At 71.4% G+C, this 13,689-nt stretch carries 11 protein-coding genes; 8 read left to right on the forward strand and 3 right to left on the reverse strand.

The window, feature by feature from the left end:
- Positions 1–341 precede the first annotated feature (341 nt).
- From RI578_RS31365 to RI578_RS31385, 5 genes are all read left to right on the forward strand, one after another.
- On the forward strand, positions 342–1,958 hold the full coding sequence (locus tag RI578_RS31365; RefSeq protein WP_310874207.1) for an ATP-binding protein: 1,617 nt from the start codon (positions 342–344) through the stop codon (positions 1,956–1,958).
- Positions 1,959–1,984: 26 nt separating this feature from the next.
- A complete protein-coding gene (locus RI578_RS31370; protein ID WP_247696687.1) occupies positions 1,985–2,362 on the forward strand; it encodes a roadblock/LC7 domain-containing protein in 378 nt (125 codons plus the stop codon).
- Positions 2,359–2,775, forward strand: a complete 417-nt coding sequence (locus tag RI578_RS31375) for a DUF742 domain-containing protein (protein WP_310874208.1) — start codon at positions 2,359–2,361, stop codon at positions 2,773–2,775. The genes RI578_RS31370 and RI578_RS31375 overlap by 4 nt, the downstream gene beginning before the upstream one ends.
- Positions 2,756–3,376 (forward strand): ATP/GTP-binding protein, encoded by a 621-nt coding sequence (locus RI578_RS31380; RefSeq protein WP_310874209.1) that lies wholly within the window; start codon positions 2,756–2,758, stop codon positions 3,374–3,376. Before RI578_RS31375 ends, RI578_RS31380 begins: the two co-directional genes overlap by 20 nt.
- A 68-nt stretch (positions 3,377–3,444) precedes the next feature.
- Positions 3,445–4,929: a cytochrome P450 gene (locus RI578_RS31385; protein ID WP_310874210.1), complete on the forward strand. Its 1,485-nt coding sequence runs from the start codon at positions 3,445–3,447 to the stop codon at positions 4,927–4,929.
- On the opposite strand, the gene RI578_RS31390 is transcribed toward RI578_RS31385, so the two are convergent.
- Positions 4,923–5,888 carry an RluA family pseudouridine synthase gene (locus tag RI578_RS31390; RefSeq protein ID WP_310874211.1) on the reverse strand — a complete coding sequence of 322 codons (966 nt, stop codon included), beginning with the start codon at positions 5,886–5,888 and terminating at the stop codon, positions 4,923–4,925. The two genes, RI578_RS31385 and RI578_RS31390, sit on opposite strands and share 7 nt — an antisense overlap.
- 81 nt (positions 5,889–5,969) lie before the next feature.
- Between RI578_RS31390 and RI578_RS31395 the strand changes: the two genes are divergently transcribed.
- Entirely contained in the window at positions 5,970–6,551 is a 582-nt protein-coding gene (locus RI578_RS31395; protein ID WP_310874212.1) for a GNAT family N-acetyltransferase, read from the forward strand.
- 917 nt (positions 6,552–7,468) lie between these two features.
- Here RI578_RS31395 and RI578_RS31400 read toward each other — a convergent pair.
- Both RI578_RS31400 and RI578_RS31405 read right to left on the reverse strand, forming a co-directional pair.
- Entirely contained in the window at positions 7,469–8,314 is an 846-nt protein-coding gene (locus tag RI578_RS31400; protein ID WP_310874213.1) for a siderophore-interacting protein, read from the reverse strand.
- A 139-nt stretch (positions 8,315–8,453) separates the two neighbouring features.
- On the reverse strand, positions 8,454–9,398 hold the full coding sequence (locus tag RI578_RS31405; RefSeq protein ID WP_310874214.1) for a 5'-3' exonuclease: 945 nt from the start codon (positions 9,396–9,398) through the stop codon (positions 8,454–8,456).
- A gap of 204 nt (positions 9,399–9,602) precedes the next feature.
- Between RI578_RS31405 and RI578_RS31410 the strand changes: the two genes are divergently transcribed.
- Together RI578_RS31410 and RI578_RS31415 are read left to right on the forward strand one after the other, a co-directional pair.
- On the forward strand, positions 9,603–10,694 hold the full coding sequence (locus RI578_RS31410) for a glycine betaine/L-proline ABC transporter ATP-binding protein (protein WP_310874215.1): 1,092 nt from the start codon (positions 9,603–9,605) through the stop codon (positions 10,692–10,694).
- Entirely contained in the window at positions 10,687–13,302 is a 2,616-nt protein-coding gene (locus RI578_RS31415) for an ABC transporter permease/substrate binding protein (RefSeq protein WP_310874216.1), read from the forward strand. The genes RI578_RS31410 and RI578_RS31415 overlap by 8 nt, the downstream gene beginning before the upstream one ends.
- Positions 13,303–13,689 lie beyond the last annotated feature (387 nt).

Raw genomic sequence — 13,689 nt, forward strand, 5'->3', positions numbered from 1 at the left:
GCGGTGTTCCGCCGGGCCTCCGAGCGTTTCGAGGCGCCTTCGGCGCCTCTTTCCCTCATCACGGTGAGTGACTTTCGCACGCCCATTCGCAACTACTCAGTGTGTTCGCCTGACTCCCAGGCGTGCAAATGGGCCCGAGACTACTCCAGTCCCGGTGCCCGTTTCAGGTGCTTGCTGAATATGACACGGCGATGATCCCCTCGGACTAAGCTCGCCCGCAGCGCACCGAGTTGGGGTGAAATCGCGCGCTTGTTCCCAATGCGCCGAAGAACCCGACAACTCCCAGAGATACCCCGCCGCAAGCTCCCCCATCCCCGCCGATTCGTTTTCAGAGGGCCTACATGGTGAGTGTTGATTCCCCTCCAGGTCGCCGTGAACTTCCCTACGCGCGAACGCTGTTGCTGCCGGCCATACTGATGGCCGCGGCCACCGGGGCCGCCGTCGCCCTGGTGACGGAACCGGCCCGGCTCGCCGTCGGCCTGTGCGGTGCCGTCGCCACCCTGCTGGTGATCACCGCGGCGGCCGAAGCGGTACGCCGCGGCCGTGCGCTACGGGTCCTGCGTGCCGAGCACGCCCGTCACAGCGCGTATCTGGAACGCCGGGCCGCGAGCCATCACGAGGAGATGGTCCGCCTCGGCGGCGAAGTCCTGCCCAACGTCCTGGACTTCATGCGCCGGGGGAGTACGCCCGAGGAGGTGATGCGCCGTCTCGGTGAGATCGACCCCTCCTACACCGAACTCGGCGAGCCCCAGCGCAAGATGATCCGGATGGTGTGCGACATCGTCGACCACCAGGACTCCATGCGCGAATCCGCCGAGCGCTCCTTCGTCGACATCGCCCGCCGCGTCCAGGCGATCGTCCACCAGCAGAACAAGGAACTCCGCGAGATGGAGGAGGACCACGGGCGCAACCCCGAGGTCTTCGACGACCTCCTGCGCATCGACCACGGCACCGCCCTGATCGGCCGCCTCGCCGACTCGATCTCCGTCATCGGCGGCGGCCGGCCCGGACGCCAGTGGCCCAAGCCGGTGGCGCTCTACAGCGTGCTGCGCGGCGCCATGTCCCGGATCCTGGAGTACCGCCGGATCAACCTGGCCTCCATCGCCAAGGTCAACATCAAGGGCACCGCGGTCGAGCAGGTCATCCACGCCGCGGCGGAACTCCTCGACAACGCCACCCGCTACTCGCCGCCGGGGTCCAAGGTGCATGTCACCGCGACCGAGGTGCAGAGCGGTGTCTGCATCGAGATCGAGGACGCGGGCGTCAGCCTCAGCGAGGAGTCCCGCGCCCGCATCGAGGGACTGCTGGAGCACGCCAAGCGCGGCACCGACGTGCAGGACCTCGCCCACCACCCGCGGCTGGGCCTGTCGGTCGTCGGCCGCCTGTGCACGCAGTACGGCATGGACGTGTCCCTGCGGGCCTCCGCGTACGGCGGAGTCCGGGCCATCCTCATCGTGCCGAGCAAGATGATGACCACCGAGCCCGGAGTCGGCCTCGCCCACGGCATCGGCGCGGCGTCGATCCCGCAGCCGGGCCCGGACGCCCTGCCCGGACCCAATCGCCCGCCCAAGAAGCGCCGCCCCACCAGCCCCCGTATCCCCGACACGGTCTCCCTGGAGGACGACGTTCCCGAGGTGACCGAGTGGACGGCGGGCGGCCTCCCGCAGCGCCGCAGCCGGGTCAAGATGCCGCTCAGCCAGCGCCTCGCCGAACAGGCGAAGTGGGAGCGGGAGGACGCCGAGCGCGAGGCCCGCCAGGCCGCCGAGCGTGCCCGGAACGGCTTCCCGGTGGAGCCGGAGCCCGAGCCGGTGAAGGACGAGGGGCTCCCGCCGGGGCACTTCATCGGGGCCTTCTGGGAGGGCCTCAAGCAGCACACGGGCAGCACCCAGGCCCACCAGCAGTCCAGCAGCAACGAGCCGGCCCACGCCCCGGCAGACGACGAGGGGAACCTCAAGTGATCGAGCAGCAAGGCAAGTTCGACTGGATGCTCCGGGATCTCTACGACGGCGTCCCGGGCATCGAGATGATCGTGGTGCTCTCCGCCGACGGCCTGCGCATCGCCCGCTACTCCGGGGACCCGGACGCCGCCGACCGGGTCGCCGCGGCCTGCGCGGGCCTGCAGAGCCTGGCGAGCGCCGTCAGCCAGGAGATCCCGACCAGCGACGGCGACATGAAGATGGTCCTCATCGAGATGAACGGCGGCTACTTCTACCTGATGGCCGCCGGACCCAACGCCTACCTCGCCGTGCTCTCCGACGTCTGCTGCGAGCCCGGCCGGATGGGCCTCAGCATGGCCGACCTGGTCGCCCGCATCGGGCCCCATCTCACCAGTCCCGCCAGGCGCAACGGGCAGACCGTATGACTCCTCCCCAACGCCAGAGGCGATCTCCCGGGCAGGAGCCGTCCGCCGCGTCCTCCGCTGCCGGACCGCCGAGCAAGGACGACGGGACACCCAACCCCGAGCGGCTGTTCGTCATCGGCGGGGAAGGCGGCGGCGAGCGCGCCGACATCGACCTGGTCACCCTGATCGTGGCCCGCGCCGACCCTCCGGTGTCCGCCACCCCCGAACAGGCGGCCCTGCTGCGGCTGTGCGCCGCGCCGTTGTCCGCAGCCGAGCTGTCGGCCTACCTGGGCCTGCCGTTCAGTGTGGTGACCGTGCTGCTCACCGACTTGCTGGCGGCGGAACTGGTGCAGGCCCGCGCCCCGGTCGTCCGCCAGAAGGTCGCCGACCGAAACCTCCTCGAAGCGGTGATGCATGGACTTCAAAAACTCTGACACGATCCCGGGCCCACGGACCGAGGACCGGCTTCCGCACACGGCCGAGGCCGCCGTGAAGATCGTCATCGTGGGCGGCTTCGGGGTCGGCAAGACCACCATGGTCGGCTCGGTCAGCGAGATCAGACCGCTGACCACCGAGGAGACGATGACCCAGGCCGGCATCGGGGTCGACGACAACTACGGTTCCGCCTCCAAGACGGCCACCACGGTGGCCATGGACTTCGGCCGCATCAGCATCACCGACCAACTGGTGCTGTACCTCTTCGGCACGCCCGGCCAGGAGCGCTTCTGGTTCCTGTGGAACGGCCTGTTCGAGGGCGCCCTCGGCGCGGTGGTACTCGTCGACACGCGCCGCCTGGACGTCAGCTTCGACGTCATGGGGCGCCTGGAGGAGCGCGGTGTGCCCTTCGTGGTCGCCGTCAACACCTTCCCCGACGCGCCCCGTTACCCCGTCGAGGAGCTGCGGGCCGCGCTCGACCTGACCGAGGAGATCCCCATCCTCGACTGCGACGTGCGGCGCCGGGCCTCCAGCCGGGACGTCCTGCTGACACTGACGCGCTTCCTGCACTCCATCGCGATGAAGGGCGCGCTCGGCTGACCCGGCGCGGCCGACCCGGCCTCCTTGAACCACACCCCTCACCCACACTTCTGTTGCGGAGCGACACTGTGACGCCTGAACGCCACTCCCTGACCGGAACGGGCGACCCCCTGCTCGAACCGCCGCCCGGCTGCCCCGCGCACGGCCTCGGACCGGGCGGACTGCACCGGCTGCACGAGACGGAGGACCTGGAAGAGCTGTACGAGAGGCTGCGCGAGCAGCACGGGCCGGTGGCGCCGGCGTTGCTCCACGACGACGTACCGATGTGGGTGGTCCTCGGGCACGCCGAGAACCTGCACATGGTGAGCACGCCCGCCCAGTTCTGCCGCGACAGCCGGATCTGGACGCCGCTCAACGAGGGCATGGTCAAGCCGGACCACCCCCTCATGCCGCACATCGCCTGGCAGCCCATCTGCTCCCACGCCGAGGGCGACGAGCACAAGCGGCTGCGCGGAGCGGTCACCAGCGCGATGTCCGACATCGACTACCGGGAACTGCGCCGCCACATCAAGCGGTACACCCAGCGCCACGTCAACCGGTTCTGCGAGGAGGGCCGCGCCGACCTGGTCAGCCAGTTCGCCGAGCACCTGCCGATGGGTGTGATGTGCCATCTCCTCGGTATGCCGGAGGAGTACAACGACCGGATGGTCGAGGCCGCCCGCGACACGCTCAAGGGCACCGAGACGGCGATCGCCAGCCACGCCTACGTCATGGAGGCCCTGGAGCGCCTCACCACCGCCCGCCGGGCCAACCCCGAGGACGACATCGCCGGGCGCCTCGTCACCCATCCCGCCGGGCTCAGCGACGACGAGGTGAGGGAGCACCTGCGGGTGGTCCTGCTGGCCGCCTACGAAGCGACCGTGAACCTCATCAGCAACGTGCTGCGCGTGGTCCTCACCGACCCGGGCTTCCGCGCCCAGCTCAGCGGCGGCCAGATGACGGTGCCCGAGGCGGTCGAGCAGTCCCTGTGGGACGAGCCGCCGTTCAGCACCGTCTTCGCCTACTTCGCCAAGCAGGAGACCGAACTGGGCGGTCAGCGCATCCGCGCGGGCGACGGGTTGCTGCTCGGCATCGCGCCGGGCAACGTGGACCCGCGTATCCGCCCCGACCTGGACGCGAGCATGCAGGGCAACCGCGCCCACCTCGCCTTCGGCGGCGGCCCGCACGAGTGCCCCGGCCAGGACATCGGGCGTGCCATCGCCGACGCCGGGATCGACGCGCTGCTGATGCGGCTGCCGGACGTCCAGCTCGCCTGCGACGAGGACGAACTGCGGTGGCGGTCGTCGATCGCGTCGCGGCACCTGGTGGAACTGCCGGTGTACTTCGAGCCCAAGGCGCAGCAGGACATCAGGCAGCAGCCGAGCCACGCCCCGGCCCCGGAGCGGCGCACCGCCTGGCACGTCGGCATCCCCCGGCCGGAACAGCGGCCCGAGCCGCAGGTCCCCACGCAACCGCCGGTGCCGGAGACGGCCGCGCAGCCCCAGCCGGTGCCGGAGCAGCCGCGTCCCCGCGGCGCCTGGCAGCGCTTCCTGCTCTGGTGGCGCGGCTACTGACGGCCGGCGGCCCAGTCCTCGTACGCCGTCCAGGCAGCGAGGGACCGCCCGCTGCGGAAGCGGTGCTCCCGCCCCGTGACCGGATCGGTGAACCCCAGCTCCCGCGCCAGCAGTTGCAGCGGGCGCCGGAAGTCGCCGGCCGGCACGGGGTCGGTCACCTCGGGGTAGAGCGGGTCGCCGAGGATCGGCACGCCGAGCGCGGTCATGTGGACGCGCAACTGGTGGGTCTGGCCGGTGCCGGGCACCAGCCGGTACCGGCCCAGGCCGAGGCCCGGTTCCGGGCGGCGCTCGATCAGCTCGACGCGGCTCACGGCGTTCGGCTCGCCCTCGATCTCCTGGGCGGCCAGCACCCCGCGTTCCTTGAGGATTCGGCTGCGCACGGTCCGGGGGAGGACGAGCTTCGGATCGTACGGGGCGACGGCCTCGTACTCCTTGCGCACCAGCCGGTCGCGGAACAGGCCCTGGTACGCGCCGCGCTCCTCGGGGCGCACCGTGAACAGGACCAGTCCGGCGGTGAGCCGGTCCAGGCGGTGAGCGGCGCCGAGCGCCGGGACACCCAGTTCCCGGCGCAGCCGTGCGAGCGCTGTCTCGGTGACGTGGCCGCCGCGCGGGGTGGTGGCCAGGAAGTGCGGCTTGTCGGCGACGACGATGTGCTCGTCGCGGTACACGACCTCCAGGGGGAAGGGCACGGGTACCTCGGCGGGCAGGTCGCGGTGGTACCACACGAACATCCCGGGCTCGTACGGCGCGTCGTGCGGTACGGCCCGCCCGTCGGCGCCCACGAACAGCCCGGCGTCGAACATGCCGTCGACGACGCCGGCGCCCGCGCGGGCCAGCCGCTCCGTCAGGTGTTCCCGCACCGTGGACCACGGTCCGTCGGCGGGCAGCCGCACCCGCACCGCGTCGATCCCGTCGCGCTGCGGGAGGGGCGAGGGAGGGAGCGGGGTGCGGCGTCTCATGGCCTGCCAGCGTACGAGGCGGTGACCGGCGCCGCGAAACCGCCTGGCCGCCGGCCGGCCGCGGTTGGCAGGATGCGGCCCATGCCCTACCTGACGCGCCCGGTCCTCCCCGCAGGCTCCCTCTCCCGTACCCCGCAGCCCACGGTCCCCACCGGCGACGGGCTGGTGCTGCGCCCGTGGCGCGCCGGGGACGCGCCCGCCGTGCACGCGGCCTTCCAGGACCCGGTGATGCACCAGTGGCACATCCGCACCGCCGACTCCGAGGAGGAGGTGCGCGGCTGGATCACCGAGTGGCAGCAGGGCTGGGCCCACGAGCGCAACGTCCAGTGGGCCGTCGCCGACGAGACCGACGACCGGCTCCTCGGCAGGGTCGCCCTCCGCGAGGTCATGCTCGGCGACGGGGTGGCGGAGGTCGCCTACTGGACCACGGCGGCGGCTCGCGGCCGGGGCGTCGCGGCCCGTGCCACGAACGCGCTCGCCCGCTGGGCCCTGGACGAGATCGGCTTCCAGCGACTGGAACTCACCCACTCCGTCGCCAACGAGGCCTCCTGCCGGGTCGCCCGCAAGGCGCGCTTCACCCTGGAGGGCACCAAGCGCAGCGCCCTGCTCCACTCCGACGGCTGGCACGACATGCACCTGCACGCACGCGTACGCGGCGACTGAGCCGCGCCCTCGCCGGCCGATACGGAGGCGGCACGCAGTGGGAGTGGGGCGGCGGGTGGAGTTGCATGGCACGGCGTGGCCGGCGCGACGCCGCGCGCTGTACGCGGGAGCGCGGCGGCCCGGGCCGACCGCGGCGCCCGCGCGTGTGCGGACGCTGGGGCGATGCGCCTGGTCGGGGCGCGCCATGGGTGACCCGACGTGCGGAGCCCCGCGACGTGACCGGCGTGGCGAGGTGTCGTGGGCCCGCCGCGCGCGATTCCGCGCGGGGCGCGGGTGTGGCGGGCGGCCCGGGGGCCGGGCTGGGCCGCGTGGCCGGTGGGTGGCGTGGCGCGGCGGGTGAGCGGCCGTACGGCGCTGCGCCTCGTGCGGCGGCGCGCCGACCGAGGCGTGCTTTGTCGGCTCGGCCGTGTGCGTCGGCCGAGGCGTGCACTCTCGGGCTGGCCGTGTGCCCCGGCGGATACGCGGCACGCCCGGCCGCGGCTCGCTGCGCGGCCGGGGCGGTGGCCACCGGCTGGGTTCCGTGGCCGGGTGGTGGTGGCGGGCTGGGCCATACCACCGGGCGTGGGCGCCGGCTGGGTCCCGCGACCGGGCGGTGGACTCGGGCTCGGTCACGTCACCCGGGCGGGTGGCGGCGGGCCGGGTCACGCCGCCGGGCGGTGGGCGGGGGCCCGGTGACGCGGCGGGAAGGCGGCCCGGTCACGCGGCGGGGCGGGGCACGGGATCGGTCACGCGGCGGGGAGGCGCGGGTCCGGTCATGCGGCGGGGTGGCGCGGGCCCGGTCACGCGGCCGAGGAGGCGCGGGTCCGGTCACGCGGCCGAGGAGGCGCGGGTCCGGTCATGCGGCGGGGAGGCGCGGGTCCGGTCATGCGGCGGGGTGGCGCGGGTCCGGTCATGCGGCCGAGGAGGGGCGGGATCGGTCACGCCGCTGGGGCCGTGCCCTCCTGTTCGGCCTCGATGCGTGCGTTCCACTCCCGCTTCGAGGCCTGCCAGCCGTCCTCGTTGTGGCCGAGGCGCCAGTACCCGGAGATGGAGAGGTCCTCGCGGGGGATCTCGCGTTCCACCCGGAGGAGCCCCCGGAGTTCCTTCACGCAGGCCGCCTCGCCGTGTACGAAGGCGTGCACCCGGCCCTCGGGGAAGTCCAGGCCGCGCAGGGCCTCGACCAGGGCCTGGCCCACCGGACGGTCGCCGCGGTGCAGCCAGACGACGTCCACGTCGGAGTCGATCTTCTGCTCCTCCTCAGGCCCGTCGACCTCGATGAAGGCGAAGGCGCGGGCGCCGTCGGGCAGTGCCTCCAGGGACCGGGCGATCGCGGGCAGCGCGCTCTCGTCACCGGCGAGCAGGTGCCAGTCGGCGGCGGGGTCGGGGGCGTAGGCGCCACCGGGGCCCATGAAGCGGACGGTCTCGCCCGGCTGGACGCGCTGCGCCCAGGGGCCGGCCAGACCCTCGTCGCCGTGGATCACGAAGTCCAGGGTCATTTCGCGGAGCTCCGCGTCCCAGTGGCGCACCGTGTACGTCCGGGTCACCGGCCACTGGTCGCGGGGGAACTCCGCACGGATCCGTTCCACGTCGAAGGGCTCCGGGTAGGTCGCGCCCCCGGCGGGGAACAGCAGCTTCACGTAATGGTCGGTGCAGGTGTCCGCCGGCAGCCCGGCGAGTTCCTCGCCGCCGATCACCACACGCTGCATGTGCGGGGTCAGCCGCTCGGTGCGGACGACCTGTGCGGTGTGCGGCTTGCGCGGCTTGCGTCCCGGACGGTCTGCCATGTCGGCCTCCCTGCTCCCTGCGTGAGGGTTCCCTGACTTAGGTATACCTAAGTTAGCATCCCCGTGTGCGCCAAGTACGGCTTCCCTTCGTCGCGGCTCCGAAGCGCCGGGCGGGCATCGCCCGCCCGGGCCGCACGGTTCAGGCGCCGAGTGTCGTCAGCAGCCGCTGCAGTGATCCGCCCAGACCCCAGCGGGCCGCCAGTCCGTCCAGCGCCGCGGCGTCGCGCGGGGCGTGCGGCAGCGCGGTGTCGACATCCGGCAGCGGGACGTCGCCGGCCACCCGGACGACCTTCGGGGCGACCGCGAGATACGGCGCCGCCTCGGTCAGCCGCTTGCGCTGCGTGGGCGTGAGCTTCGCCCTCGGGTCGTCGACCGCGGCCAGGATCCCGGCCAGGTCCCCGAACTCGGCGAGCAGCTTGGCCGCCGTCTTCTCGCCGATGCCCGCCACGCCCGGCAGGCCGTCGCTCGGGTCGCCCCGCAGCAGCGCCAGATCGGCGTACCCGCGGCCGTCGACGCCGTACTTCTCACGCAGTGCCGCCTCGTCAGTGAGGGCGAGCGTGCCGACGCCCTTGATCGGATAGAGGACGCGCACGCCACGGGCGTCGTCGACGAGCTGGTAGAGGTCCCGGTCGCCGGTGACGATGTCGACCGGGCCCGTCGCCCGCGCCGTGTACGTGCCGATGACGTCGTCCGCCTCGTACCCGGCCACGCCGACACGGGCGATGCCGAGCGCGTCGAGGACGGCCTCGATGACCGGCACCTGCGGCGAGAGCGTGTCGGGCACCTCCTCGGTGTCCGGCCCCGCCGGGCGCTCCTCGGCGACGCGGTGCGCCTTGTAGGAGGGGATCAGCTCCACGCGCCAGTGCGGGCGCCAGTCGGCGTCCATGCAGGCGACGAGGTGCTCGGGCCGGTGGTCCTTCACCAGGCGGTCGATGAAGTCGAGGAGCCCGCGCACGGCGTTCACCGGCGTGCCGTCGGGGGCCTTCACGGAGTCCGGCACGCCGAAGTAGGCGCGGAAGTAGAGGGAGGCGGTGTCGAGAAGCATCAGTCGTCCGGTCACGCCTCGCATCATGCCGCAGGCCATGTGGCGAGGGGGTGGAGGACGTGTGAACTGGGTCACTCATATGTTTGGGTCGGGATGATCAGGGCAGGCGCGCACCCGGGTCAAAGCTGGTTGATGCATTCAACTGTTAGCGAGTCTTCGTATCCAACGACTGCTCGCCTCAGCGGGTCTGCGCATCGGCGAGTCTTCACGGCCCTGTCCCTGCCCCCGATGCAAGAGGTAAGCGTGTCAGCCAGGCTAGAGGCCGAAAACCTGTACAAGGTCTTCGGCAAAAAACCGGACCAGGCAGTCGAACGACTGCGCCAGGGAACCGACCGGGAGGAACTGCGCGCCGACGGCACCACGGCCGCCGTCATCGACGCGTCCTTCACCGTGGAACCCGGCGAGATCTTCGTGGTCATGGGCCTGTCCGGGTCCGGCAAGTCCACGCTCCTGCGCATGCTCAACGGTCTGTCGGAGCCGACCGCCGGGCGCGTCCGATTCGGCGGGCAGGACCTGACCGAACTCAGCGACCGCGGACTGCGCGAGGTCCGCTCCAAGCAGATCAGCATGGTCTTCCAGCACTTCGCGCTCTTCCCGCACCGCAGCGTCCGTGACAACGCCGCCTACGGTCTTGAAGTGCAGGGCGTGCCCCGCGCCGAGCGCGAACGCCGCGCCGACGAGGCGCTCGCCCTGTGCGGCCTGGCCGGTTGGGAGAAGTCCTGGCCCGACGAGCTGTCCGGCGGTATGCAGCAGCGTGTGGGCCTGGCCCGGGCGCTCGCCACGGACGCCGACCTGCTGCTGATGGACGAGTCCTTCAGCGCCCTCGACCCGCTGATCCGCCGCGACATGCAGGACCAGCTGCTCGACCTGCAGAAGACCCTGAAGAAGACCATCGTCTTCATCACCCACGACCTGAACGAGGCCATGCGCCTGGGTGACCGCATCGCCGTGATGCGCGACGGCCGGATCGTGCAGATAGGCACCGCGCAGGACATCCTGATACGCCCCGCCAACGAGTACGTCGCCTCCTTCACCCGGGACGTCGACCGCTCCCGCGTGCTCACCGCGGGCTCCGTCATGGAGACGGAGACGCGCGGCGACGAGGCCGACTGCGGCTGCGAGACCGCCACGCCCGACACCTCGTTCGCGGAGCTGTGCGCGATCAGCGCCCGCGTGTCCCACTCGGTGGCGGTGCTCGACGCCGACCGCCGGCTCGTCGGCGTCGTCCCGGCCCGGCGGCTCGTCGGCTTCCTCGGCGACGACGAGGACACGGTCCCCGGAGCCTGCGACACCCCGCGGGACAAGGGCGGCGAAAAGGTGATGTCCCGTGCCTAGAATTCCCCTCGGCGACTGGGTCAACAGCGCCGTCGACTGGCTGCTCGACAACGTCTCCTGGCTCTTCACCTTCCTGGAGAGCATCTTCACCGGCGCCTACGACGGCATCAACGCCGTCCTTCAGGCCCCCGAGCCGCTGCTGCTCGCCGGCATCTTCGCCGTCGTGGCCTTCTGGTTGCGCGGTGCGCTCGCCGGTGTCCTCTCCTTCGCCGGGTTCGCCTTCATCGAGTCCATGGGGCTGTGGGAGAACTCGATGGTGACCCTGGCGCTCCTGCTGGTCGCCACGGTCATCGCCCTGGTGGTCTCGGTGCCGGTGGGCATCTGGGCGGCCCGCTCCGACCGGGTGAGCGCCGTCGTCCGGCCGGTCCTGGACTTCATGCAGACGCTGCCCGCGATGATCTACCTCATCCCGGCGATCCTGTTCTTCGGGACCGGCTCCGCCCCGGGCATCGTGGCCACCCTGATCTTCGCGCTCGCCCCGGGCGTGCGCATGACCGAGCTGGGCATCCGCCAGGTCGACAAGGAACTGGTCGAGGCCGCCGAGGCCTTCGGCACCACTCCCCGCAACACCCTGCTGCGGGTCCAGCTCCCGCTCGCGCTGCCCACGGTGATGGCGGGCGTCAACCAGGTCATCATGCTCGGCCTGTCCATGGCCGCCATCGCCGGCATGGTCGGCACCGGCGGCCTGGGCGGCGACGTCATGGAGTCCATCGGCCAGCTCAACGTCGGCCTCGGCGCCGAGGCCGGTGTCGCCATCGTGATCCTGGCGATCTACCTGGACCGCATGACCAGCGCGCTGGGCACGCACGTCTCGCCGCTGGGCCGCCGCGCCGCCGCCAAGGCCCGCGCCGCCAAGGGCCTGAAGATCTGGTCCTACCGGCCGCAGCCGCAGGTCGCCGTGATCGGCATCGTGATCCTCGGCCTGGTGGCCGGCGGCATGGGAGTCTTCGGCGGCAAGGCCGACGACTCCCGGACGGTCGCCGGCGGCAAGGACATCGGCGCGGGCAAGAAGGTCTCCATCGGCTACATCCCCTGGGACGAGGGCGTCGCCTCCACGTTCCTGTGGAAGGAGATCCTCGAACAGCGCGGCTTCGAGGTCGAGGCCAAGCAGTTCGAGGCAGGCCCGCTGTACACCGCGCTCGCGCAGGGCAACATCGACTTCCAGACCGACTCCTGGCTGCCGACCACCCACGAGCAGTACTGGAAGAAGTACGGCAAGCAGCTCGAGGACCTCGGCTCCTGGTACGACGAGACGTCGCTGGAGCTGACCGTCCCGGCGTACATGAAGGACATCAACTCCCTCGAGGACCTCAAGGGCAAGGCCGACCTCTTCGGCGGGAAGATCACCGGCATCGAGTCCAGCGCCGGCGAGATGAACCTGCTCAAGAGCAAGATCGTCAAGGAGTACGGCCTCGACAAGGAGTACAAGGTCGTCGACAGCTCCACGCCGGCCATGCTGGCCGAGCTGAAGCGGGCCTACAGCAAGAAGGAACCGATCGTCGTCACGCTCTGGTCCCCGCACTGGGCGTACAACGACTACGACCTGAAGAAGCTCAAGGACCCCAAGGGTGCCTGGGGCAAGGGCGACGGTGTGCACACGCTGTCGCGCAAGGGCTTCTCGGACGACAACCCGGTCGTCACCAAGTGGCTCAAGGACTTCTCGATGACCGAGAAGCAGCTGACCAGCCTCGAGGCCGAGATCAACAAGGCCGGCAAGGGCAACCAGCAGGACGCCGTCCGCACCTGGCTCAAGGCCAACCCGGGTGTCGTCGACAAGCTCGCCCCGGTCGAGGGCGGCGCCGGCGCCACCCCGGCCGAGGCGAAGCGCCCGCTCGACGTCGCCTGGTTCCCCTGGGAGGAGGACGTCGCCGTCACCTACCTGTGGAAGAACGTCCTGGAGCGGCGCGGCTACAAGCTGAACCTGAAGCAGATGGACGTCGGCCCGGTCTACACCGGCCTGGCCTCCGGCGACCTCGACCTCAACTTCGACGCCTGGCTGCCCTACGCCCAGAAGAACTACTGGGACAAGCACAAGAACAACCTCACCGACCTGGGCACCTGGTACGAGCCGACCTCCCTGGAGATCGCCGTCCCCTCGTACGTGAAGGACGTCAAGTCCCTCGCGGACCTCAAGGGCAAGGCCGACCTCTTCGACGGGAAGATCATCGGCATCGAGCCCGGCACCGGTGAGATGCAGCTCCTCAAGAACGAGGTCATGCCGGGCTACGGCCTGGAGGACGAGTACGAGGTCGTCGACGGCTCCACGCCGGCGATGCTGGCCGAGCTCAAGCGCGCGCTGGCCAAGAAGGAGCCGGTCGCGGTCACGCTCTGGTCCCCGCACTGGGCGTACAGCGACTACGAGCTGACCAAGCTGAAGGACCCGAAGAAGGCCTTCGGCGAGGGCAACACGATCCGCACCATCTCCAGCAAGGCGTTCCCCGAGCAGTACCCGCAGCTCACCGAGTGGATCAAGGACTTCCACATGACCGAGGACGAGCTCGGCACGCTGGAGGCCGAGATCAAGGACCGCGGTCAGGGGCACGAGGAGGAAGCCGTGGCGGCCTGGCTGGAGGAGCACCCGGACATGGTCGGGCGGATGACCCCGTAGTAGCAGTACCGGCCGACCAGCAGTACCGGCCACCCAAGAGGGGTGGGCCCGGCGGCGCCTTGTGAGAGCGTGCGGCCGGGCCCACCCCTCGGGTCGTGCGGAGCCCGGACACGGTAAGGATTTGGACAACCACGGAGCGCCAACCCCCCGCCTGAGCATCGCCCCACCGGGGCTGGAGGGGCTGGCGGGAACATGCGGGGCCCGCCGCGCCTTGAACCGGTAAGGCGTCCGGCGCGGCGCGCGAGCGGCCCGTTCGGTGGCGAGAAATGTGAGGTCGCGGCCACCGCACCGTGACGTCGATGTGACGGCCGCATGAAACGGTTTGCCGAACATGCGTAGGGTGCAGAGAACTCATCAGGAGTACGGCGCCCGGACCGGGCGGCCGCG

Origin of the sequence: Streptomyces sp. BB1-1-1, from assembly GCF_031597775.1 — a bacterium.
Classification (GTDB): Bacteria; Actinomycetota; Actinomycetes; order Streptomycetales; family Streptomycetaceae; genus Streptomyces; species Streptomyces thinghirensis.